General features: G+C 43.7%; 21 protein-coding genes. 4 read left to right on the top strand and 17 right to left on the bottom strand.

Annotated features, from left to right (window positions below):
* Positions 1-46 precede the first annotated feature (46 nt).
* Positions 47-823 carry an SDR family NAD(P)-dependent oxidoreductase gene (locus GPM24_RS06630; protein ID WP_158825928.1) on the top strand — a complete coding sequence of 259 codons (777 nt, stop codon included), beginning with the start codon at positions 47-49 and terminating at the stop codon, positions 821-823.
* Between the two features lie 74 nt (positions 824-897).
* Here the strand turns inward: GPM24_RS06630 and GPM24_RS06625 are convergent, their stop codons facing one another.
* From GPM24_RS06625 to GPM24_RS06595, 7 genes are all read right to left on the bottom strand, one after another.
* Positions 898-2,199 carry a M20/M25/M40 family metallo-hydrolase gene (locus GPM24_RS06625; protein WP_158825927.1) on the bottom strand — a complete coding sequence of 434 codons (1,302 nt, stop codon included), beginning with the start codon at positions 2,197-2,199 and terminating at the stop codon, positions 898-900.
* 2 nt (positions 2,200-2,201) lie between these two features.
* Positions 2,202-4,031, bottom strand: coding sequence for a M61 family metallopeptidase (locus GPM24_RS06620; RefSeq protein WP_158825926.1), 1,830 nt, complete (start codon positions 4,029-4,031; stop codon positions 2,202-2,204).
* A 623-nt stretch (positions 4,032-4,654) separates the two neighbouring features.
* Positions 4,655-5,617, bottom strand: coding sequence for a phosphogluconate dehydrogenase (NAD(+)-dependent, decarboxylating) (gene gnd, locus GPM24_RS06615; protein ID WP_158825925.1), 963 nt, complete (start codon positions 5,615-5,617; stop codon positions 4,655-4,657).
* Positions 5,618-5,693: 76 nt separating this feature from the next.
* Positions 5,694-7,010, bottom strand: a complete 1,317-nt coding sequence (locus GPM24_RS06610; RefSeq protein ID WP_158825924.1) for a GntT/GntP/DsdX family permease — start codon at positions 7,008-7,010, stop codon at positions 5,694-5,696.
* A gap of 248 nt (positions 7,011-7,258) precedes the next feature.
* Complete coding sequence (locus GPM24_RS06605; RefSeq protein WP_158825923.1) at positions 7,259-8,029, bottom strand: exodeoxyribonuclease III; 771 nt, start codon at positions 8,027-8,029, stop codon at positions 7,259-7,261.
* Positions 8,030-8,062: 33 nt separating this feature from the next.
* The gene (locus GPM24_RS06600; RefSeq protein ID WP_158825922.1) at positions 8,063-8,779 is read right to left on the bottom strand and encodes a peptidylprolyl isomerase; all 717 of its coding nucleotides are present in this window, start codon (positions 8,777-8,779) and stop codon (positions 8,063-8,065) included.
* 5 nt (positions 8,780-8,784) lie between these two features.
* Positions 8,785-9,129 carry a hypothetical protein gene (locus tag GPM24_RS06595; RefSeq protein ID WP_158825921.1) on the bottom strand — a complete coding sequence of 115 codons (345 nt, stop codon included), beginning with the start codon at positions 9,127-9,129 and terminating at the stop codon, positions 8,785-8,787.
* An 88-nt stretch (positions 9,130-9,217) separates the two neighbouring features.
* On the opposite strand from GPM24_RS06595, the gene GPM24_RS06590 reads away from it, so the two are divergent.
* Positions 9,218-10,207 (top strand): alpha/beta fold hydrolase, encoded by a 990-nt coding sequence (locus GPM24_RS06590; protein ID WP_233268747.1) that lies wholly within the window; start codon positions 9,218-9,220, stop codon positions 10,205-10,207.
* Between the two features lie 95 nt (positions 10,208-10,302).
* Complete coding sequence (locus tag GPM24_RS06585) at positions 10,303-11,853, top strand: right-handed parallel beta-helix repeat-containing protein (RefSeq protein ID WP_158825920.1); 1,551 nt, start codon at positions 10,303-10,305, stop codon at positions 11,851-11,853.
* An 85-nt stretch (positions 11,854-11,938) separates the two neighbouring features.
* Here the strand turns inward: GPM24_RS06585 and hisS are convergent, their stop codons facing one another.
* Positions 11,939-13,312, bottom strand: a complete 1,374-nt coding sequence (gene hisS, locus GPM24_RS06580) for a histidine--tRNA ligase (RefSeq protein ID WP_158825919.1) — start codon at positions 13,310-13,312, stop codon at positions 11,939-11,941.
* 84 nt (positions 13,313-13,396) lie between these two features.
* Entirely contained in the window at positions 13,397-14,647 is a 1,251-nt protein-coding gene (gene pepT / locus GPM24_RS06575) for a peptidase T (protein ID WP_158825918.1), read from the bottom strand.
* A gap of 75 nt (positions 14,648-14,722) precedes the next feature.
* On the opposite strand from pepT, the gene GPM24_RS06570 reads away from it, so the two are divergent.
* Positions 14,723-15,082 carry an MmcQ/YjbR family DNA-binding protein gene (locus tag GPM24_RS06570; RefSeq protein WP_158825917.1) on the top strand — a complete coding sequence of 120 codons (360 nt, stop codon included), beginning with the start codon at positions 14,723-14,725 and terminating at the stop codon, positions 15,080-15,082.
* Positions 15,083-15,239: 157 nt separating this feature from the next.
* Here the strand turns inward: GPM24_RS06570 and GPM24_RS06565 are convergent, their stop codons facing one another.
* The 8 genes from GPM24_RS06565 to GPM24_RS06530 form a co-directional block, all read right to left on the bottom strand.
* Complete coding sequence (locus GPM24_RS06565) at positions 15,240-16,010, bottom strand: TerC family protein (protein WP_158825916.1); 771 nt, start codon at positions 16,008-16,010, stop codon at positions 15,240-15,242.
* 85 nt (positions 16,011-16,095) lie between these two features.
* Positions 16,096-17,499, bottom strand: coding sequence for a hypothetical protein (locus GPM24_RS06560; RefSeq protein WP_158825915.1), 1,404 nt, complete (start codon positions 17,497-17,499; stop codon positions 16,096-16,098).
* Entirely contained in the window at positions 17,480-18,046 is a 567-nt protein-coding gene (locus tag GPM24_RS06555) for a hypothetical protein (RefSeq protein ID WP_158825914.1), read from the bottom strand. Before GPM24_RS06555 ends, GPM24_RS06560 begins: the two co-directional genes overlap by 20 nt.
* Positions 18,043-18,603, bottom strand: coding sequence for an RNA polymerase sigma factor (locus tag GPM24_RS06550; protein WP_158825913.1), 561 nt, complete (start codon positions 18,601-18,603; stop codon positions 18,043-18,045). The genes GPM24_RS06555 and GPM24_RS06550 overlap by 4 nt, the downstream gene beginning before the upstream one ends.
* A gap of 73 nt (positions 18,604-18,676) precedes the next feature.
* Positions 18,677-19,204, bottom strand: coding sequence for an AAA family ATPase (locus GPM24_RS06545; RefSeq protein ID WP_158825912.1), 528 nt, complete (start codon positions 19,202-19,204; stop codon positions 18,677-18,679).
* Positions 19,205-19,213: 9 nt separating this feature from the next.
* A complete protein-coding gene (gene pnuC / locus GPM24_RS06540) occupies positions 19,214-19,849 on the bottom strand; it encodes a nicotinamide riboside transporter PnuC (RefSeq protein WP_158825911.1) in 636 nt (211 codons plus the stop codon).
* A gap of 111 nt (positions 19,850-19,960) precedes the next feature.
* Positions 19,961-22,015 (bottom strand): M13 family metallopeptidase, encoded by a 2,055-nt coding sequence (locus GPM24_RS06535; protein WP_158825910.1) that lies wholly within the window; start codon positions 22,013-22,015, stop codon positions 19,961-19,963.
* A 143-nt stretch (positions 22,016-22,158) separates the two neighbouring features.
* The gene (locus GPM24_RS06530) at positions 22,159-24,210 is read right to left on the bottom strand and encodes a M13 family metallopeptidase (RefSeq protein WP_158825909.1); all 2,052 of its coding nucleotides are present in this window, start codon (positions 24,208-24,210) and stop codon (positions 22,159-22,161) included.
* Positions 24,211-24,248 lie beyond the last annotated feature (38 nt).

Below are 24,248 nucleotides of genomic sequence, written 5' to 3'. Positions count from 1 at the left end.
GATACTTAATAAGCATTGCGCATTAAACTTTTCAATACATACAAACATGGATTTCAAACTAACTAACAAAGTAGCCGTAGTATTGGCATCCAGCAAAGGCTTGGGTAAAGCAATTGCCACCACACTGGCTCAGGAAGGTGCTATTGTAGTAATTGCCTCGCGCAATGCCGACGAGTTGAACGCTACTGCCAAGGAAATCAGACAAAATACAGGCGCACAAATTATCACTGTACCTACTGATGTTTCCAAAGCTGAAGATGCTAATAACCTGATTAACCAGGTTGGTGAACAGTTTGGCCGGATAGATATTTTGGTAAATAATGCCGGTGGTCCGCCTTTTGATAAGTTTGAGTCTTTTGACGATGAGCAGTGGCAAAAAGCTTTTGAGCTAAACCTATTAAGCTTTGCCCGTTTAAGCCGCCTGGCTTTACCGCATATGCAAAAAACCGGCAGCGGCCGTATCATTAATATCATCAGCGGTTCTGTAAAATCGGTGTTAGCCAATTCTGTTCTGTCAACTAGTATGCGCATGGGCATTGTAGGGATGGCTAAATTAATGGCCGACGAGCTGGGCCCTTACAATATTACGGTAAATAACGTAGCTCCCGGTTTAATCCTAACCGACCGCATCAAACATACTTTGCCTAAAGATGAAGATCCGGAAGAAGCTATAAAACAACGTGCCGCCAACATTCCATTACGCCGCATCGGGGAGCCTAAAGAACTGGCTGCCCTGGTAGCTTTCCTAGCCTCCGAACCGGCGGCGTATATTAGTGGCACTACTATCCCGGTTGATGGCGGTGCAGGTAGAAGTATATATTAGTACTTAAGCGACTGTCTTAAAATAAAAAGCCCCTGAAAACTAATTGCTATCAGGGGCTTTTGCTTATTGTGATGCTAGCGTTCTAACTTTGCAACCCGCTTCGGCGTATCCTTGCCGGATATGATGCTACGCGAACTTAACGCAATAGCGCGAATAGTGGCTGTAATATTATTAACATCCAGTGTGCTTAATTCATCATCAACACTGTGGTAAAACTTGTCGGTATCAATTTGATCGGTTGATATGGTATGGGCCGGAACACCTAAACGAGCCAGTGTCGCGTTGTCACTACGGTAAAACAAGTTTTGCTGCGGATAGGGGTCCGGGTAAAATTTAAAGGCTGTACCTTCCAAATTGCGTTGCAAAATCTCGCCAAAGTCCGAACGTTCAAAGCCGGTAATAAAAGCCGAGTTAATGCCCCATTTAGACGGTTTGCCAATCATCTCAATGTTAAACATCGCTACCGTTTGATCCGGATTCAACTGCTTAGAAAAATATTGTGAGCCAAAGCCACCAATTTCTTCGGCACAAAAGGCTACAAATATGAGGGTGCGCTCGTTGTTGTGCAGCTTTTTGTAATACTTGGCCAGCGTAATCATGGCGGTTGTGCCCGAAGCATCGTCGTCGGCACCATTGGCAATGCTATCGCCGTCAGCTGCTTTGATAATACCTAAGTGATCGTAATGACCCGCAAACACCACATATTCGTTCGGCTTAGATTTACCCGGAATCATACCAGCTACGTTAAACAGTGGCAGGTTTTCGGGTTTACTCTCGTAATGGACAGCAAACGATTTTACATCATCGAATGTTCCCAGCACCATTGCTACCTGTTGTGTATTGTTGGCTGATGTTTCGAAAGTTGTAGAACCACGACCAATAAAATCCTTTAGGCGTTTAAAAAAGGTTTCGGAAGACGGATCAACCAGCAATAGTGTTTTTTTACCGCTGGTCATATAAGAGCGGTATTCACGTTGAAAGTTTTGATCGGCACCAACTTTCACTACTTGCACATCGGAGTTACTGTTCCAGTCAAAAGATGAACCTGCAACAACCGCAACCTTATCAGCAGATACCGGAGCGCCATTAATAGAAACTTCCATCTTAGATGGCTCTGTGCGCACCATACTGAAACTTTGACGGTAACCGTTAAGCCCTTTCAAAGGCTGCAGGCCAATTTTCTTAAATTCACCCTCAATAAAAGTTGCTGCTTTATCAATACCCGGCGTAAAGGTAGCCCGGCCTTGCATATCATCAGCCGAGAGGGTTTTGATAATGCGTTCTACATCTTTTTCTTCAATCAGCTTGTTTACATTTTGTGCAAAGCTGCTCTGTATGGCTAAGGCCAAGCCAAGGGCCAGTGTATATCTTTTCATTATTATTTTACTTTAGTAGATAACCATTTTGTACGGAATGCCTCTTGTGCCGGTGAGAGTTGTTTGCTAACAGACTCGTAGGTAACAATTTCATAAGCCGGATTTTCTGTTAAGGTTACAACCGCTTCGTGGTTTCCTGTACGGTTTTTATAAGTGTAGGTAATTTTATCGCCTATATTCTTTCCGGCAATTACAGACATATAGGCCTGCTGATCTTTTACTTCTTTACCATCAACCGTAAGCAGAATATCGCCTGCATCTAAACCAGCTGTATAAACCGGTGTGCCGATGATGGTGCTACCGGTAATTTGCAAACCCTCGTTAGATGGCGACAAGCGCAGCTGTCCGGCCCATGCTTTGCCTGCTTGTGCACGGCGCAGTATTAGCCCGGCTTTATCCAGCAAGGCTGTGTAATCGTTCTTCTCGAACCCATAAATGTATTTGCTAAAAAAATCAGCCGCAAACTTAGGGTTCTTGGTTACACTGGCCAGCACATTTTGCAGGTCAGGTATGGTATAAGGCTTTTCGGGTTTGCCATGAGCCAGCCATAGCGCACGCATAAAGTCATCCAGCGTTAGGTTAAACTCATTACGCAAACGTAAATCAAGCGCCAGCGCGGTTGCGCCGCCATAGGTATAATAGCTGGTAAAAATGTTGGCCATATTGGTTTGATCAACCGCCACACCGGCATCAGCAAAAACTGCATAGCGGCTCATTTGTGCAGGCGAGTAACGCGCTGCCGCAGGGGTGTTCAATACGGTATTTACCAAGCCGGCTGCAGTACGCAGATAGTCGGCTGACTGGCGTAAACCGGCACGCACAATCAACAATTCGCCATAGTATTGAGTAAAGCCTTCGGCCAGCCATAATTCGCTGCTCATGTTGGCGTGTTCAAAGTTGAACGGCTCTAATGATTTGGGCCGGATGCGCTCTACATTCCAGCTATGAAAGTACTCGTGCGAAAAGGTGCCTAATAAGCGGGTTTCATTGCCTGCTATTTGTGGCGTAGTTTGTACGATGCTGGTAGAGTTGCGGTGTTCCATCCCGTCGCCGGCATTAGTGCTGTACACATCGTGGATGAACGTGTAATTACCATAATCGTACTTAGGCAGTTCGCCAAAAACAGCCTGTGCTTCTTGCGTAATACGTTGCACCATTTTACCAAAATTATCAACAACGGTTTGATCATCATTGCTGTGGGTGGTTAAGTGCAAATCCTGAACTTTGCCGTCTGGGTTTTTGATGGTCCAGCTATAAGTTTTTACAGGAGCTAATGATGTTGGGCTGTCCATCATGTATTGCAGATTAGGAGCGTAATAAGTACCTGTTGCATCGGGCTTTAACTGGGTTACTACCTGCCAGCCATATTTGTTCAGGTCATTAAACTTAAATCGCGCCGGGCGCTTATCCATACCATACGCCCACATAAAAGCGGCAGGCATATTCAGGTGAGCCGTGCTGGCATCAATGCCCACATATGTACCGTCCATCCAATTGCCAAACAGGGTGTAGTTGATGATAACGGTGTTGCCGTGCTGTGCTATCTCATACACGTCGCCTTCTACTTGTTTAAGGGTAAGTGGCTGATTCTGCTCGCCGTAAGCTTTTATGTTATAAATATTTTTGCCGAATTCATGCGTGGCGTAACGGCCTGGTGAGGACCGGCTCATGCGTACACGCAAGGTACCTGCAGGTACTTCCGGAATACGCATACTGATTTCAGCCTCGTGATGAACAGCATTGGGGAAAGATACCGTGTAAAATATCTCGTTTTGTGCAAAGGATGTTGCCGCTACCAGTAAAGCAGCCGCCGTTAGGTAAAGTTTTTTCATATAACGCTTTAACGAGGCTGAAAATACTATAAATTGTGGAAAGGAATGGTATTGCAAGTGATTGCAATAGGGTTTTTACTTGATGATAGAATTGTTTTGCTATTGATGTTTGATTCGTGCTGTTAGTTTAACTTCCTATAGTGGTTATTCACTTTCTTCGTCCGCTCATTGCCGCGGAGGCTATTTCTTTTGTCATAGCCACAAAAGAAACAAAAAGGCCTAGCTCTCGCGATCCCTACCTAACTCCGCAGGCAGCCGCCGGCCCGGGCGCGATAGCGGGCCTTTGCGCTTCTTTTTGTTTTTTTACTTTTGTTATTTGACGTAAAGCACTGTTAGAACGAGCCCACAAAAGAATCGGCATTCAGCTTCTTTCAGTAGCTACTGTCTTAAGTACTGGTACAACCTAGAGTAGAAAGAAGGTGCGGCCGAGAGCTTTATTCACTTTGTTATTTGTTTTTTAGTGGTGTTCATGAGATCGCTAACGCTAAGTTTTCTTTGGTTACTTTCTTTTTTGCGGTAAAAAAGAAAGTAACTTCCACAGGCTGTGGTAAAAGAACATCTCTATCCTAATGAAACACTACTATAAGTAACCGCAGAAACACAAAGCACCAAATAGAAATCAATTACCCCTTCGGCTCTACCGGCGGATACCCACCTACTTTCCCAAAATGCCGTTCATGCTCAATAACAGCATCCGTACCAAAAGGATGCCCACCGAACCCGTTGCGCATCATGGCAATAGCTTTGGATGAAATTTGGTTACTGTCGCGCGAAGCGATCAGCTGCATTACCGACTGGGCGATTACTGGTATAGAAACCTCCATACTCATGGCATCACTCACCAGCCAATTCACCTCGCCAGTATCTTCTACATAGGATGGCACATTGAAACCTTCTTTTTCATCATACAGTGTTTTCATGAGTTCTATTAACCAGGAGCGCACTACTGAACCATGATTCCAGGTGTGTAAAATATCACTGATATCCAGCTTTTCGCGATAGTTTTGCAACAAGGCCATACCTTCGCCAATAGCTTGCAGCATACCAAATTCAATACCGTTATGAACCAGCTTTACAAAGTGGCCTGAACCTGAGTTACCGGTATAAGAGTAGCCATTAGGCACTGCCAAATCGCGCAGCAAGCCTTCTAGCTGATCAACAGCTTCTTTATCCCCGCCTACCATGAAGCAAGCACCGTTACGGGCACCGCTTACACCACCGCTGGTACCGCAATCAACTAAGTGCAAACCCTGTTCTTTTAGTTTGGCTGCGCGGCGTATGCTGTCGCCCCAATAAGAATTACCGCCGTCTATAATGATATCGCCTTCGCTAAGCAGGGGGGCTAGTTCGGCAATTACATAATCAATAGCGGCGCCGGCCGGTATGTAAATAAAAATTTTACGAGGTGTTTCCAACTGATCAACCATGCTTTGCAAGCTGTGGGCCAGCACCAGATTTTCCTGTTCAATGTCGGTAGGCAAATGCTTGTCATACCCAATCATTTTATAACCTTTTTCGGCCGCCTGTAAAGCCAGGTTAGCACCCATTTTGCCTAAGCCTACTATACCGTATGTTTTATTTTCCATATTCGTTTGTTGCTTATTCAACTACAATCGACCGTTAATTAAGATTGTGTTAGAAGTGTAAAAGTTTGCTAATAATTCAATTTAATAGCAGATTCAACACCATTACGCCCACCAAACCCATAACAGCAATAATAGATTCCATTACTGACCACGATCTGAATGTATCTTTAATACTCAAGTTAAAATATTCTTTAAACAGCCAGAACCCTGAGTCATTCACATGCGAAAAGGCCAGGCTGCCCGCACCTATAGCCAACACCATTAAGTTGGGGTTTACCTGATGGTGCAAAACTATTGACGACATGATGCCTGCCGCCGTTAAGCCAGCCACCGTTGCCGAACCTAAACTGGCACGGATAATGGCTGCAATTACCCAACCTAAAATAAGCGGATGCATGTTGAAGCTTTGCAATTGACCGGCAATCTGCGTACTGATACCACTATCAATTAACACTTGCTTAAAAGCACCCGAACCACCGATGATGAGCAATATCAAGGCGATATCTTTCACCGCATCTACATAAATTATACTTAGCTGCGACATGGTTTTGTCTTGCCGTATACCTAAGCTCCAGGTGGCTACACCTAAAGCCATCAACATAACTACCGACGGATCGCCGATAAACAAAAGCCATTTACTTATAATGGGCGGCATCTTGCAGGCATAAGGCAAAAGCGACGTAAGCATTAATAGGATAACCGGCAGCAATGCAGTTAAAAAACTGTTAACTGCACCAGGCAGTTGTTTAGACGGCAAATCATCAGGCCGGAAGGTAGCCAACGGACTGGAGGGAATAGTTTTGAGCGTTTGTGCAAATACAGGTCCGGCTATAACAATAGCCGGAATAGCTATAGCAATGCCATAAAGTAATGTAATGCCCATATTTCCGTTAAACTGTACCACCAACGCAGCAGGAGACGGATGAGGCGGCAAAAAGCCATGCGTTACCGACAGTGAAGCCAGCATAGGTAACCCAATGTATACGGCCGGCAACTTGTATTTGTATACGATAGAAAAAATAAGCGGAACCATTAGTACGAACCCGATCCCGTAAAACAGCGGTATGCCGATGACAAAACCGGTACATAACAGCGCCCATTGAATATATTTTTCGCCAACGGCATTCACCAGCACTTCGGCAATTTTTTGTGCGGCACCGCTGCTTGCCACCAATTTGCCTAACATAGCACCCAGGCATACTATTATGGTTAGCGAACCTAATGTATCGCCCAATCCTTTTTGTATAGCAGCCAAAATTTTAACCGGTGGTAGTTGCAGCATTAGGCCTGCGGCAACAGATACCAGCAGAAAAGCCAGAAAGGGTGTAATTTTACCCCAGCTGACTAAGACAATTAACAAAATAATGCTAAACAGTACTGTTAACAGCGCCATACAATAAATTATTCAGGTTATAGATGTAGGTAACTTGGCTTAACCTAAATGTAACTATTATATACAGCTTTAAAGAGCGTTTATAGAAAATGTAGCGTGAATTGCGAAATATGGTCACTATTGCACTTCACCAACAACAAGTTCTTGTAAACTTATCATACATGATGATATATGACAAAACGAAAGGCTGACACCATTAAGCATCAGCCTTTTGTTTTATTGACATTTATAAATATGCTTTATATAAATCAGATACTTAGCTCCAACAGCACCGGGCAATGGTCGGAGTGTTTAGCTTCGGGCAAAATGGCCGCACGCTTAATTTGGCTTTGCAATTCGGAGGTAACCATATTATAATCAATACGCCAGCCCAGGTTTTTGGCGCGGGCGTTGGCTCTGAAACTCCACCATGTATAGTTATGCGGTTCTTTGTTTACGTGACGAAAGCTGTCCACAAATCCTGAATCGACAAACTCGTCCATCCAGGCGCGTTCTTCGGGTAAAAATCCTGATGAGTTGGCGTTTGATTTAGGGTTATGAATATCAATGGGTTTATGGCAAATATTATAATCGCCGGATACCACCAGCTTTGGATAGGCCCATTTCAATTGGTTCAGGTAAGCACCAAATTCATCTAAGAAACGGTATTTAAACCCTTGCCGTTCATCTCCGCTTGATCCTGACGGGAAGTAAACGCTCATCACCGATACGTCTTCAAAATCAACCCGCAGGTTTCGGCCTTCTCGGTCAAAATCGGCAATGCCACAACCGTATTCTACATGCTTGGGCGTTTGTTTGGTAAATATGGCGGTACCGCTATAACCCTTTTTTTCGGCCGGATACCAGTAGTGCTGATAGCCCATCTGGTTAACCAGTAATAAATATTCGGTCAGCACATCAGGCGTGGCTTTAATTTCCTGCAGGCAAATCACATCCGCATCGGTTGCTTGCAGCCAAGAAAGCCAGCCCTTGGTCATGGCCGAACGTATGCCGTTTACATTATAAGTGATGATCTTCATTTTTAAATTAGTTAGGCCAAATTTAAAGAGGCGTTATAAGCCTAAAGCCGTTTTATCCGTATTTAAATCTAGTATTTTATCCAGCTGCTTGCATTCCTTTTTGCTGAGCAGTTCTACCGTCATAGGCACATTTTGCTCGGGTCTATCGCGCTGGTCTTTTTTCACGGCTGCAATACGGTCTACCATATCAAGGCCGCTTATCACTTCTCCATAAACGGTGTAATTTTGGTCGAGGTGCGGTACGCCGCCTACGGTTTTATAATACTCGCGCTGCCAGGTAGGTATTTTACGACCTTTCAACCGGGTTTGCTCTAAGGTATCTAAACGGCCATCGGTAAACCGGCGACCTTCCACAATATAGAACTGGCTGGCGCTGGATGCTTTGGCTGGATTATCATCCCGGGCGGCGGCCAGTACGCCACGCTTATGGAACAAACTATCTTTAAATTCGGCATCAACAGTATACTTCAAATCGCCATTGCCCAATTCCTGGCCGGGCTTGGCCGATTTGGAATCTGGATCGCCGCCTTGAATCATAAAGTTCTGGATAACCCTATGGAACAGCGTACCGTTATAAAAGCCCTGCTTGGCAAGCTTTACAAAATTATCCCGGTGTTTAGGGGTTTGATTGTATAGCCTGATAATGCATTGCCCATACGTTGTTTTAATACGAACGTATTGGTTTTTTGGCGGCTTTGCCCAAGCTGTAATCGTAACTAATAAAAGTAATAAGGTAAATAGTTTCTTCATATTTATTAAGCTTCCATTTCGTCAAAATAAGTAACAATCAGCGATTTCATCAGCATTTCCTGCTCCAGTAAGGTGTAGCTGGGAATAGGTTTTACCAGTTTCCAATGCGGCCAGCCATCCTGATCCTGCCCTTCCAGCTCATAAAAGCCCAGCTGACTAAACAGCTTGCAATTGGCAATATGCATCAGCTCTTCTTTTTGACGCTTGCTGAATTTTCGGGGGCCTTGCCCCAGCTCTTGTACCCCTATTAAAAACAACATCACTTTGATGTCGGGCTTATCAGTGTCAAAATCTTCGGCAATGCGTTGCTGCAACTGGCTCCACTTGGCGTTCACTTCTGCTGGTGTCATAAAGGCAAAGATACAGAGAATAGCATCAAGAGTATATAACGGAGCCAACAGACTTACGTTGGATAAACAAATTCAACCCAACTTATGTATGATGAGTATGTGCAAAAAAGCAGCGTTTATATTTTTACTGGTATTAGGGTGGATGCGTGTAGCAGCACAACCCGATACATTATCCATTACCCTCGAGAACGTAAAATATCCATACCCGGTTAAATTTCTGACCGTACAAGCCGAAGGACAGGATTTACGCATGGCGTATATGGATATTAAACCGGCCACACCAAATGGCCAAACTGCTATGCTGTTTCATGGCAAAAATTTTGGCGGCTATTACTGGACAAACGTTATTAAAGCCCTATCGGCACAGGGCTACCGCGTTATAGTACCCGACCAGATTGGCTTCGGTAAATCATCCAAAGCCTTTATTCATTACAGCTTTCATAAACTCGCCCGGTTCAACAAAAACCTGCTGGATACTTTAGGCGTATCTAAAATTACACTGATGGGCCACTCTATGGGCGGCATGCTGGCTACCCGCTTTGCACTGATGTATCCGCAGACCGTAGAAAAGCTGCTATTAAAAGACCCCATTGGCCTGGAAGATTACCGCACATTTGTACCTTACCAATCAGCCGAGCAGGATTATGTTGCCGAGTTGAAAACCAGTTTTGAAAGCGTAAAGAAATATTACCAATCCTCGTACTTTACCCAATGGAAGCCCGAGTATAATTACCTGGTAAAAATTGGTGCTGGCGTAAGTAAAAGTGCCGACTTTCCGCGGTATGCCAAGGTAGCGGCATTAACTTTTGAAATGATTTATGAACAGCCCGTTTGTTATGAGTTTGGCTTGTTAAAAGTACCCACCGTTTTATTTATAGGTAAAGAAGATAAAACCATTGTAGGCAAGGCCTTGCTAAGCGAAGAAGAAAAAGCCAAACACGGACAATACAAAATATTAGGTCCGGCTACAGCTAAAAAGATTCCGGGTTGTAAACTAGTAGAATTTGATAATTGCGGCCATATTCCACATATCGAAATACCCGAGCAGTTTTTAAAATCTTTGGTATCTAATCTGTAATTTAACTTTGCATAATTCTTCACAAGGTTAACCTGTAGGGAATACCATTCCATCTTTTAAATTAAACTTTTAAGGGAGCATGATGTATAATAACTATGTGCAGAAAGATAATTGTGTATGTTACGGCTGCATTATTGACGCTTGGTTGGTTATCTAGCAATGCGGCGGCGCTGAATAGTAGCTATGCCTTGACTGATGTGCAACAGGCAGTTAATGTTAATAAGCTAGGCATATCTGGCGACGGCAAGAGTGATGTAACTACCAAAGTACAGCAAGCATTGGCTAAGTATAAATCGCTTTATTTTCCGAAAGGCACTTACCTTTTTAGCCGTAGTGTTGAACTCACATCAGGCAATATTATTACTGGCATAACCGGAACTACCTTTACTAATCGGGCTGGCTTTATTGGCGAAGGCTTTTTTGTAGCCAATGCCAAAACCAATATTGCAATTAGTACCATCACGTTTGCTAATAAAGTATTGGGTAAACCGGTGTATGCACTGTTATTGAATGATGCCTGCCGACAGGTTTCCGTTAGCCGGATAACTGCCAGCCAATGCGGCATTTTGCACAGTGTGGTTAGCAACGCATCGTACCGGCAGATAGCTGATGGGCAAAGATCAGGTAGCAGCAGCATTACTGTTAACAACTGTACCGGAACCGGCACAGCCGTTGTAATGGGTATTTATTTAGAATATGCCAATAGCTGGAAAGTACTTAACTCTACTTTCACGGGCTACCACCATGGGGTGGAATGGTGGGGCGGCGACAGCAACCCGCAAAAGGATGGCGCGTTGTCTAATCCACGGCTATCTAAGACCGGACAAGTTACCAATGTAACGGTTAGTAGTGTAACCGAAGGTGGCATTTGGGGCAGCATGGGCGACGGCATTACAGTGAGCCGCTGCAGGGTTAGTAACTGCGGAGATGTAGGGATAGATTTTGAAGGCTGCTTTAACAGCCAAGCCAATAATAATACGGTAAGCAATTGCCGCAATGGGGCTCTGGCCACGTTTCATTTTAATAAAAATGTTGTTTTTAATGGCAACAAGGTTAGTCAAACCAATGCCACTTACCCGCTGGCTCGAATTAACAATTCAGCTCAAACGCCCGACAACCGGACGATTACCTTTACTAACAATACTTTTACAGCAGTAAAGGGTGTAGGGGCTATTGACCAGCACGGACCAGCGCAAAGTATTCGTTTTAGCCACAACAAACTCAGCAATGTTGTACTCGATTTGGCTTTTAACAACAACCAATTAGTACAAATTGACCACAATACGTTTACCATTACCCGGCCGGCACCTTCCCGTAGTTTTATTATCAAGGCAGGTGATACGAACAGCAACGGTCGTGTGGTTATTGAAAACAATACTCTAAGTCAGCCAGCCACTCTTAATGCGCAAATGACGGGTATATATGTTACGCAGTTTGATTATAACTCAACCCCGGTTAACGTGATATCAAATAACATACTAACCGGTTTAAAGAAACCCTATAAAATTGAATGGAACGGGCAAAACGGTGGCGTTACCAACAAAACTTATATCACCACTCAACAAAAGTTATCACCCGCAGCAATAGAAAAAGGCGGACAGGCTAAAAACGCGCCCGAGATCTATATTAATGGCATAAAACAATAGTGGCAATAAAGCTAATGAAGCTACAAATAAAAAAAGCCAGCAGTACTACTCTGCTGGCTTTTCTTATTTTAAATTGAACAGGTACTTATGCTTTTACTTTTTCAATAATAGCGTCGGTATTGAGCTTTTCCTGTTCGCCTTTAACCATATCTTTTACGGTTAACAGGCCGCTTTGCATTTCATCACTGCCAATCATTACCGCATACGGAATGTTTTTATTGTTGGCATAGTCCAGCTGCTTTTTAATTTTTGCACCGGCCGGATATAACTCGGCGTTGATGCCCTGTGTGCGGAGTTGTTGCAATAAAGGCAGTGCATAAATTTCACCGTCTTTATCAAACGGGCAAATCAGCACACGGGTGGTTTGATTGCTTGCTTGGGGGAATAGGTTCAATTCCTCCAGTACATCATAAATACGATCGGCTCCGAAAGATATACCGGCACCAGTTAACCCTTTTAGGCCGAACATTCCGGTCAAATCATCATACCGGCCGCCACCGCCAATGCTGCCCATGGCCACTTCATTGGTTTTTACTTCAAATATGGCACCAGTATAATAGTTTAAGCCACGGGCCAGTGTAATATCCAACTCAACAGTGGCTTTTTGCAGGGTAAAGCTTTGCAGGTAGGCAAAAATAGTTTCCAGTTCTTCAATGCCTTTCAATCCTACAGATGATGTGGCTAAAATGGCTTTTAGCTTTTCCAGCTTTTCGGCATTAGTACCTTCCAGTAATATTACCGGTTCCAAGCGGTCAATATCTTCCTGTGTAAAACCTTTGGTCAACAGTTCGGCTACTACACCATCCAAACCGATCTTATCCAGCTTGTCTATAGCTACCGTCATCTCTACTATTAGTTCGGGTTTGCCTATAATTTCGGCAATGCCTGATAATATTTTACGGTTATTGATTTTGATGGTGAAATCTTTCAAACCCAGTTGGCTTAACGCTTCGTCATAAATCAACACAAATTCAGCCTCGTTCAATAAGGAATCAGAACCTACCACGTCGGCATCACACTGGTAAAACTCGCGGTAACGACCCTTTTGCGGACGATCAGCCCGCCAAACCGGCTGCACCTGAAACCGCTTGAACGGAAAAGCAATTTCATTTTGGTGCTGTACCACATAACGGGCAAAGGGAACGGTTAAATCATAACGAAGCGCTTTTTCGGATATAGATGCGGTCAGCTTTTGCGCATTGCGGTCAGTTAGTGCCTGGTCGTTAGCTTTGGCCAGATAATCGCCGCTGTTTAGTACTTTGAAAATAAGCTTATCGCCTTCTTCACCATATTTACCCATTAAAGTGGTTAGGTTTTCCATGGTAGGCGTTTCTATTTGCTGATAGCCGTATTTGCGGAAAACAGATTTAATGGTGTCAAATATATAGTTACGTTTTACCATATCGGCCGGCGAGAAATCGCGCATGCCTTTGGGTACAGAAGGTTTCACAGATGCCATGCCGCAAAGGTAATCAAATCTGTAAATTCAGAATTGCCGGATTAAAAAAGCCTCATTGTGGTTATAATGAGGCTTTGAGATATTTTAACTGCGTTCTTCCCAAACAGCACAGAGGTGCAGAATGGTCTCGACAGCTTTTTGCATATCCTGTACCGACACCCATTCCTGCCGGCCATGAAAGGCATGCTCACCCGCAAAAATATTGGGTGTAGGCAAGCCCATAAGCGATAACCGCGACCCATCCGTACCACCACGGATACTGCACAACTTGGCTTCTAAACCAGCGCGACGAATGGCTTCCATACCGTACTCCACAATTTGCGGATGCTGATCGAGCACCTGTTTCATATTGCGGTACTGCTCTTTTACCTGTAGTATATAAGTAGCGTTCGGGAAGTTTTTAAGTACATCATCGGCTACCTGCTTAATTACGTCGGCATGTTGCTGTAGTTTGGCTTCTTCAAAATCGCGGATGATAAATTCAATGGTAGCCTGTTCCACATGGCCCTGTATCCCTACTGGGTGCACAAAGCCCTGCATACCCTCAGTACCTTCGGGCGATAATTCAAAAGGCAAGGCGGCAACAATTTGCCCGGCTATTTTAATGGCGCTTTCCATCTGGCCTTTGGCAAAGCCGGGGTGTGCACTTACGCCGTTGATAATCAGCTTGGCACCATCGGCCGAAAAAGTTTCATTTTCTATATTGCCGGCCGTTTCGCCATCTATGGTATAAGCTGCAAAAGCGCCTAATTTCTCTAAGTTTACTTTATCTACACCACGACCAATTTCCTCATCGGGCGTAAACAATATTTTAATAGTGCCGTGTTTTATTTCGGGATGATTTACCAGTTGGTAGCAAGCATCCATAATTTCGGCTACACCGGCTTTGTTATCGGCACCTAGTAAGGTAGTACCACTGGCAGTGATAATATCGTTACCCAACTGGTTTTTCAGTTCGGGATGATTGCCTTGTTTTAATACTTGTGAAAGATCATCGGGCAATACCAGATCCTGACCTTGATAGTTTTGGTGGATGATGGGTTTTACCCCTTCGCCACTGCAATCGGGCGAGGTGTCCATATGTGAGCAAAAGCAAATTACCGGCACATCGGCCTTATCTGTATTAGCCGGAATGGTAGCATATACGTACCCATATTCGTCCAGATGCGCATCGCTGATGCCTAACGCCTGCAATTCATCCACCAGCACTCTGCCTAGGTTCTTTTGTTTTTCGGTGGATGGATAAGTGGGCGATTCGGGGTTGGATTGGGTATCAATAGTTACATAACGCAAAAAGCGCTCGGTAACAGTAAAGTTCAATGGTGTATTCATCATATTCCGTTGTATCTGTGCAAATGTGGAATTTTATTTTTGGTTAGCAACATCAAAATTGTGTTACTTTAATACATCATGAATGTTGAAGAATTGCGCGATTATTGCCTGTTGAAACGCGGTGTGGAAGAAAGCTTTCCGTTTGACAGCGAAACGCTGGTATTTAAAGCCGGTGGTAAAATATTTTTGCTGATTGGCCTCTCAACCGGTAATCGCTTCAATGTAAAATGCAACCCGGAGCGGGCCGTCGAACTACGCGAACAGTTCAGTGAAGTGCAGCCCGGCTATCACATGAATAAAGTGCATTGGAACACCGTTTACACCGATGGAACCCTTAACCGCAAACAGCTGTGCGATATGATAGACCATTCGTATGAATTGATCGTGAAAAGCTTGCCGAAAAAGGTAAGGGAAGAAATAACCGGAAGTAATCTTTAAAAAGGCTTTGAACAAATATTAAAAATGTCATTTCGAGTGACAACGAGAAATCTTTGGAAAGCGATTATTAAATTGCATATTCCAAAAGATCTCTCACTGTCGTTCGAGATGACATTCCACTTTTATAAAGGCCGCCACAAAATACTTTATCTTTAGCCTACTTTTTACCCACACCCTCAATCTTCGATTGCTTTTTAGAACGGCTTTTTAAATTAAGCGCTTCCACCAGCATCGCAAAGGCCATGGCCGAATAGATGTATCCTTTGGGTATTTCCTGGTCAAAAGCCTCGGTGAGCAAGGATATACCGATGACCAGCAGAAACGACAACGCCAGCATTTTTACGGTAGCATGCCTATTTACAAAATTGGCAATAGGGCCGGATGCCCAAAGCATAATACCTACCGATATGACTACAGCGGCTATCATCACCTCCACATGATCGGCCAACCCCACAGCGGTTATTACAGAATCGAGCGAAAAGACAATATCCAAAATCATGATCTGCACAATGGTACCCCAAAAAGAATGCGCCTTGGCATCCGTTTCTTCCTCTTCGCCGCCGCCGTCAATCTTTTCATGTATTTCCTGAATGCTTTTGTAAATCAAAAACAACCCACCAATCAGCAATATCAAATCCCGACCAGATATGGCCAGCTTTTCTTCCCAACTACCGGTAATGTTGAATACATGTGCCAGGTTAAATAACGGCGTTTTCAGTTTCATAATCCAACTGATGGAAAGCAGCAGCAAAATCCGGGTAATCATAGCCATGGCCAGCCCCAGTTTGCGGCCCCGGTCTTGCTGTTCGACAGGCAGTTTGCCAGCCTGTATAGACACGAAGATTATGTTATCGATACCCAGTACTATTTCCAGAATAGTTAAGGTGGCTAATGATACCCAAGCTTCGGGGTTGGTAAGTAGTTCCATTAAACGGCAGTTGTTACTGCTACTAAATAACAAAACCCTTGCCGTACTGACAAGGGTTTGCAAGTGCTCGCCACTTTTATTTTAATTAATCAAACTTAACGCTGCCATAGTTTGACCGGATAACGATCAACTTATCAGCATTACCTTTACCCACCTTGCCTTTATAGGTTTTGGTTGATGTCCAGCCACGCTCTTCATCGCCCGGTGTTTTATTAACAATGTTTATTACTTTATCACCATAATTAAAGCTGCCGTAATGGGTGGTAATATCAAAGTCGGCATTATCATTTTCGGCCAGGCCAACTTTTACGTTAGAGTAAGACGAGGTAACCGACAGGTTTCTTAAATTTTTATCCAGATCGGCAATATTTAGGCCGCCGCAGTACCTTATATTTAAGGTACCCGATGTTTTTAGTCTGCCAATAGTAGCCGAACTATAGCTTACATTGGCGTTTAATTTATCCGCTTCGCCTAGTTTCAGACTGCCGTAGGCTATATTCAGTTCACCGCTGTTCAGGTTTTCAATATCAGCGCTGCCGTATTTAACCACAATTTCGTTACCCGGATTTGACAGGTTTTTGGCCACAAAGCTACCATAAGCGTTATCGATGATTACCTTGCCAGACAAATCGGGCAATATGGTAGCACCATAACGGTTGCTTACTTGTAGCTGGTTTCTGGTAGGCATATATACTGTATAGTTCACCTCCATACGGCGCACTGTAGTTTTACTACCGTTAAAAAGGGTGCCTATTACAAAAGTGCGGTTACTGCTGCTTTCTATATTAGTTTTAAAAGACACCAACGAATTTTCCTTACTGTCGGTAATACTTACCTGATCCAGCAGCTTTTGTGCTTGATCCTCCTCATTCGCAATAGCTTTAATTTCTACATCAACCTTTACCTCGTTTTTATTCCAGGTATTAACGGTTACCTTGCCATAGCGGTTACTGATCTGCAATTTATCATCACGATCTACACTATAGCTTTTGCTGTAAGTTTTTACCTTTTCTTTCAGCTCGCCGGTTTGAATCTGCTTCCTGATATCTGCATCACTGTAGTTAAAATTAAAACCGGTTGCAGGCGTTAAAGGTGCAATGGGTGATATATGTATATTTGGCGAAATACCTAAACCATTTAAATTACCTAGGTTTTTATTCAGGTCGCTTAAATCATAGCTGTAGTACTGGGCACTTTCGCGCAGCTTTTTAGCCGATTCCTGTAAGGCTTTAGCTTGTTTTCTAAACTCTTCGGATTGTAGCTTAGTCGACTCTTGTAAAGTTTTAGCTTGCTTTTTAAACTCTTCGGATTGCAGCTTACTCATTTGCTTTTGCAAATCGCGCATTTGGCTGCGCAAGTCATCCATTTGCTTGTGGTAATCTTTGCTGGTATCGGTACTGCCAGACGCCTGCTGCGCAAAACCGGCATGCGCCACCATCAGCAGCCCAATTAGTGCTAGAGGTTTCAGGTTAAATATTTTTGGTTTCATTATTTTGTTCGTTTTTGATTTGCTTAAATTGTTCAATTACCTGTAGCTGTTGATTTAGCACCTCGGTTTGTATTTGCAAGTTCCGGATCATTGCACGTAAAACACGCTCCTGATTAGGGCTGGTGGCTAAATCGCGTTTCAATCGGGTATAAGATGAATCCATTTTCGACAGCTCGCCGCTAAACTCTTTGTACAGCTGCGGGTCGCCTTTGGTCAGTTCCTTCAGCTCGGTACGTTTGGTTTCAATTAATGATGCATATTGCATTTGTTGTTTGGCATACGCTGGGTTAATGGCAGCCAAGTCTACCCCGGCTTTTTGCTGATTACGCAGGTATATCACAAAACCAACACCCATTACCAGTATAATCATAGCGGCTACCCGCAATACAAAACCTAATGAAAAGGTTTTGGCTTCACGCTTTTTTGGCTCATCTGCCACCTCGGCAGGCAATTGCTTTTCTATACGACTCCATAAATCCAGGCGGGGCACTACTTCATCAAACTCCTCGCGATTGGCCTTTATGAACTCCTCTAATCGCTTACTCATAATGCTACTCCTTTCATTTTTAACACTTCGCTTAGCTTTCTTTTAGCCCTCAAAAATTGTGTTCTTGAGGTATTTTCTGTTATGTTTAATATTTGTCCTATTTCTTCGTGATCGTAACCTTCCAGCAGGTAAAGCGACAACACCACCCGATACCCCTCGGGCAGCTCTTTCATGGCTTCTTTCACCTGGGCTACTCTATATTGTACTTCATCATCATCCTCACATTCCTCTTCTGCAATATTTTCAAGTTGCTCACTTTCCATTTCAATCCACTCCAGCTTGCGTTTGCGCAACAGGTTAATAGAGCGGTGCACTACAATTTGTTTGAGCCACAACCCAAAAGTGGTTTCCTGTCTGAAATCCTTTACCTTATTGAAAGCGTCCAGAAATGCCTCTTGCAGCACATCCTCGGCTTCATCAAGGTTGTTCAATATCCTAAAGGCCACGTTTAGCATGGCTTTAGAATACAAACGGTACAGCTCGTAGCAGGCCTTTTTGCTTCCCTGCTTGCACTCAACCACCAGTTGATAATGCTTGTCTACGTATAAGGATTCCAATTGTGATTAGCTTTCGTAGTAATAGACGCAGCATTTTTTACTACGTTGCACGAATGCTAATAAATTATGAAAATTATTTAAGAAAATTGTCAACAGCCTCAACAGCATGGTCATAGCGCTGCTGCCCCAAGCCCGAAATAACGGTATAAGGTGCATTAAGCGCCTGCAACTCTTTATGCCAAACAGCCATAAAGTGCTCGCGCATGGTTGGAAAGTTACGGAGAGGATCATCTTCCCAAGGCAGATCAATGTTTAAAAGAAGGTAAAAATCGTACGGGTGCTGGGGTAGTGCATCCAGTACTTCTTGCGGGGCGCGGCCAAACATCTGCTCGCTCCATATTTTTATGGTGATAAACGTTGTATCGCAGATGAGAAGTTTATTGGCTTGCGGCAGTAGTTCTTTTTCGAGCGCTACTTGCCCGTGATACATATTAATTTCATCCTGCCAGGTACAATCGCCGGTAAGCTTTGCGCAATACTCGCGGGCATACTCGGGTACCCAAACGGTTTCATAATGCTTTGCCAGATAGGCCGACATAGCCGATTTACCGGTAGACTCGGGGCCTACTACTGCTATTTTAAGGATGTTGTTGTTGTTCATGAAGTAGCCTTACAAAGATACGTTGTTCTGTTGCTTTCTATAATCTTTTCGCCAATCTAAGTACCCCAGCAATGCTAGTACGGCATAAATGGCAAACATAATAGCTGTAGGCTGCAAGCCTTTGGTAAAGTAGATGGCTACATAAATGATATCCACAAAAATCCAAATCAACCAATTCTCGACCACCTTACGAGCCATGTATACCTGGGCAGTAAGGCTTACCACCGTGCAAAAACTATCCAAATAAGGATAAGCCGCCGGCTGGTAGTGCAATACGGACGATAAGCTGACCAATAGAAATCCTAACACAGGTGTTACTACCGCTGCAATAAGCACCAAAGCCAATATTTGTTTGCGGTTGATAAGCACAACCGGCTGCTTGGGTGCGTTTGCCGATCTGCGGCTCCAGTAGTACCATCCATATATATTGATGATGAACAGGTAAGCGTTTTGCCCCATATCGGCATATAATGCTGCTTTAGCAAAAATGTAGATATAAATAGCAGTGTTAACAATAGCAAAAGGCCAGTTCCAAATATTATTACGTGCCGCCAGGTATACACACAGCAAACCGGTGAACACACCTACCAGTTCCAGCCAGCTTTGCTGATGTAACCAATTGGCAATGGCATGAATAATATACATAGGTGGGATGCTTTGAATGACGAAAATAGTTTATAATACATAAATAAAAAGCGCCATTGCAATTGTATTGCAATGGCGCTTTCATAAACTCATAAATCTGGGTTTAAAAACTTACCAAATTTTCACCCGCTTTTCAGGTGCAACATACATCTTGTCGCCAGGCTGAATGTGGAAAGCCTCATAAAATTCGGGGATATCTGTAAAAGGCACATTTACCCGCAAAAAGCCAGGAGAATGCACGTCGGTTAAAATCTGATTAGCCAATGACTCGTTACGGGTATGACCTAACCAACCCAATGCATAGCCTAAAAAGAAACGTTGCATAGGGGTAAGGCCATTAATCATTTTGCCTTCTTTGTACTGTTTTGTTTTTTCGAACGCAGTGATACCGATGGCAATACCACCCAAATCGGCAATGTTTTCGCCCAAGGTAGCTTTGCCGTTTATGTGCAAACTATCCAGCACTACTTGATTATTGAATTGTTCTACCAGCATTTGCGCACGCTGGGTAAACTTGGCCGAATCCTGCGGTGTCCACCAAGCACGCAGGTTTCCTTTGGCATCAAACTGACGGCCTTGGTCATCAAACCCATGTGTAATTTCATGACCAATGGTAGAGGCAGCGGCATAACCATAAACTACGGCATCATCCACATCCTCATCTTTTACACCCGGAATAATAAATTGCGCTGCTGGCAAAGTAATCTCGTTGTTTGACGGGCTATAGCTGGCGTTATAAGTTTGCGGTGTCATGTTCCACTCGGCATGGTCAACTGGTTTGCCCAGTTTGTTCACGTTGTTTAGGTAAGCCCAGTGGCGTGCGCGGATCAGGTTACCGGCGTACGATTTACGGTCAATCATCAACGTCGAAAAATCTTTCCATTTATCAGGATAACCGACTTTCGGATGAACGGCATTCAGCTTAACCAATGCTTTTTGCTTGGTTTCAGGGCTCATCCAGTCCAGTTTATTGATATGCTCTCGGTAAGCCTGGCGCATAGCCTCTACCATATCTGTATATCGCTGCTTAGCTTTCAATGGAAAATATTCTTTTACAAACAGCTGGCCCAGCAACTCGCCCATCACACCATTCTCGGTATCCAATACACGTTTCCAGCGCGGCAACTGCTCTTTACGACCCGATAACACGGTACCCGAAAAACGGAAGTTTTCTTCATCGATAGCTTTGTTCAACGATGTGGCGTTGCTGCTGATTACCTTCCAACGCATATAGGCTTTCCAATCGTCCAAACTAAAAGTTTTCAAGGCGGTGTTTACGGCCTGGTAATATTCCGGCTGACCAACGATGACTGAATCAACGCCTTTCAGTTCCAAATCTTTGAAAACTGTCGTCCAGTTAATATCTGGTGTTAGCTGGTTCAACTTAGACACCGGCATTTTGTTGTAGTTGCGATATGGGTCGCGCAGGTCTTCCAGCTTGCGGTTGTTCTCGGCCAGGTACTTTTCTATTTTAAAAACGCTTTCGGCACCTTGTGTTGCTTTGGCCTCATCCCAGCCCGACAGGCGCAGCATGGCCGGCAAGTGCTTAGTGGTATAATCGTTACGCACACGGGTAGTGCGGGCATCGGTTTTAAAATAATAATCGCGGTTAGGCAAACTCAAGCCGCCCTGGCGCAATTGCAGTATCATTTTGGTGCTTTGCTTAGCATCTTGCCCCACACCGGCCGAAATAAAGCTGCGCGTACCATAAGTATTTAAGTAAGCGGCTACATGCAACAATTCCTGCGTGTTTTTAATTCCGTCAATCATGCCCAGTTGTGACTTGATAGGATTGATGCCTTCTTTTTCGATGGTAACAGTATCTAAGCCGCTGTAGTAAAAGTCGCCGATTTTCTGCGTGGTAGTGCCTTTAGGCGCATTGGCTTTTACGGCATCTTCGTTAATTTTTTTCAGCCGGTCGCGAATTTCTTCACTCACCACATTGCCAATACCCCAGCTGGCGTAAGCACCTGGAATAGGATTTTTTTTAATCCAGCCACCATTGGCGTACTGAAAAAAATTATCGCCGGGCTTTACAGACGGATCCAGGTTTTTGTAAACCGGATCGTTGGATTCGCTGATAGGGGCTTGAATATGATAAGCGCATAACCCTAGTAAGGCTACGGCGCTGCCATACATTATTTTTTTAGTTAAAACTGATTTCATGTAAATTGCTGATGCTACAAGTTTTTAAATACGGTTTCTAATATCAGCATTTGCCGATAGATGCAAAAATTTGTAACCGATTTGATAGAAAGCAAAAGGCCATTCTGCAGTAGAATGGCCTTTATAATTATAAATGGTAAATACTACCAGATACGTGCGCGTTTATCCGGGGCTAAATACATTTTATCACCCGGTTTGATATGAAAAGCTTCATAAAATTCAGGCACATTTGCAAACGGACCATTTACACGTAAAAAGCCAGGAGCATGCTCGTTGGTTAATACCTGATTCATCAGGTTTTCTTTACGTTGCTGACCTAACCAGCCCAGTGCATATCCTAAAAAGAAGCGCTGCAGCGGTGTAAAGCCATTAATAGCTTTCCCTTCTTTATACTGCTCTGTTTTTTTAAAGGCGTCTAGCCCAATAACGATACCACCCAAATCGGCAATGTTTTCACCTTGCGTAGCTTTACCATTAACATTCAGGCCGTGAACTTTAAAATTGTTAAACTGATTGATAAGTACTTGTGCATGCTGTGTAAACTTAACCGAATCTTGCGGTGTCCACCAGGCTTTTAGGTTACCATCTGCATCAAACTGCCGGCCAGTATCATCAAAGCCGTGTGTCATTTCGTGACCAATGGTTGAAGCGGCTGCATAACCATATACCACTGCATCGTCCACGTCTTCGTCTTTTGCACCCGGAATCATAAACTGTGCTGCCGGCAATACAATTTCGTTGTTAGATGGATTATAATAAGCGTTGTAAGTTTGCGGTGTCATTTCCCATTCAGTACGGTCAACAGGCTTGCCCAATTTAGCAGCGTTACGTTTGTGCCAAAAATTGGCTGCCCTGAAAACGTTAAGCACATACGCATCCCGGCTAATTTCCAGCTCCGAAAAATCTTTCCATTTATCCGGATAACCCACTTTAGGATTGATGGTAGACAGCTTTTTATAAGCTTTTTGCTTGGTTGGCTCGGTCATCCAATCCAGCTTGGCTATGCGCTCTTTAAAGGCAGTGCGCATTTCTTCAACCAGTTTTACATAACGTTCTTTTGTTTTTTCAGGAAAGTATTCTTTTACAAACAACTGCCCTAATACTTCGCCCATCAAGTTATTTTCAGCATCCAATACGCGTTTCCAACGCGGCAGTTGTTCTTTACGACCCGACAGTATAGTGCCGTTAAATCTAAATTCTTCGTCGGCAAAAGGCTTGCTCAAGTAAGGGCTGGCTTCGTTTAGCAGGTTTTTGCGCAGATATTGTTTCCAATCAGCCAAACTGTACGTTTTTAAAGCTTTGCTTACCGCGCGGTAATACTCTGGTTGGCCCACAATAACGGTATCCACACCTTTATAGCCCATTTTATCAAACAAATCTTTCCAATTGATTTCTGGTGTAAGCTTACTTAAATCGGCCACCGGCATCTTATGGTAGTTGGTGTACGGGTTGCGCAAATCTTCAAGTTTGCGCGAGCTATCGGCCAGAAATTTTTCTAACGCATAAATTTTGCTGGTTGCCAGCTTGGCATCTGCTTCTGAGGCACCACCTAGTTTTAGAAAGATGGGAAGGTGCTTTTGCTGATAATCATTACGAACGTTAGTGCTAAGCTCGTCGTTATTGAAATAATAATCGCGATTAGGCAATCCGATGCCAGTTTGCCAAAGCTGTAATAATTGCTTGGAGCTATTTTTAGAATCCTGTCCTACATATGTGCCTATTGGTGTAGTTACGCCAATAGTTGCCAGATGTGCAAATTCATCCAGCAAACCAGCAATGTTATTAATTTGATCAATACGCGCCAGCTCAGGTTGTAAAGGTTGCAAGCCCTGTTTTTCGATACGGGCGCTATCCATACCTGTGTAATAAAAATCGCCTATCTTTTGTGTATTGCTTCCTTTTGCAGCATTTGCCTTTAAGGCATCTTCGTTTATTTTCTTTAACTGATCGCGCAGCTCTTCTTTAACCACGTTGCCGATACCCCAACTGGAGTAGGCAGCGGGTATTGGATTTTTTTTGAGCCAGCCGCCCTCAGCGTATTGAAAAAAGTCATCTCCCGGCTTAACGGCAGAATCTATGTTTTTGATAATGGCATCGTGCGCAGCATAATTTTTATTTTCATTATGGCAGGCAGCCAGCATTAGTGTTGCGGCCCAGCCGGTAAATGCCCATTGGCGTAAGCTTAAATTTTGCATAGAATTTTAGGCAATGTATTATTTAATGTACAGTATTT

The organism is Mucilaginibacter lacusdianchii, assembly GCF_009770985.1.
GTDB lineage: Bacteria > Bacteroidota > Bacteroidia > Sphingobacteriales > Sphingobacteriaceae > Mucilaginibacter > Mucilaginibacter lacusdianchii.
This window is presented reverse-complemented; position numbering and strand designations above follow the sequence as displayed.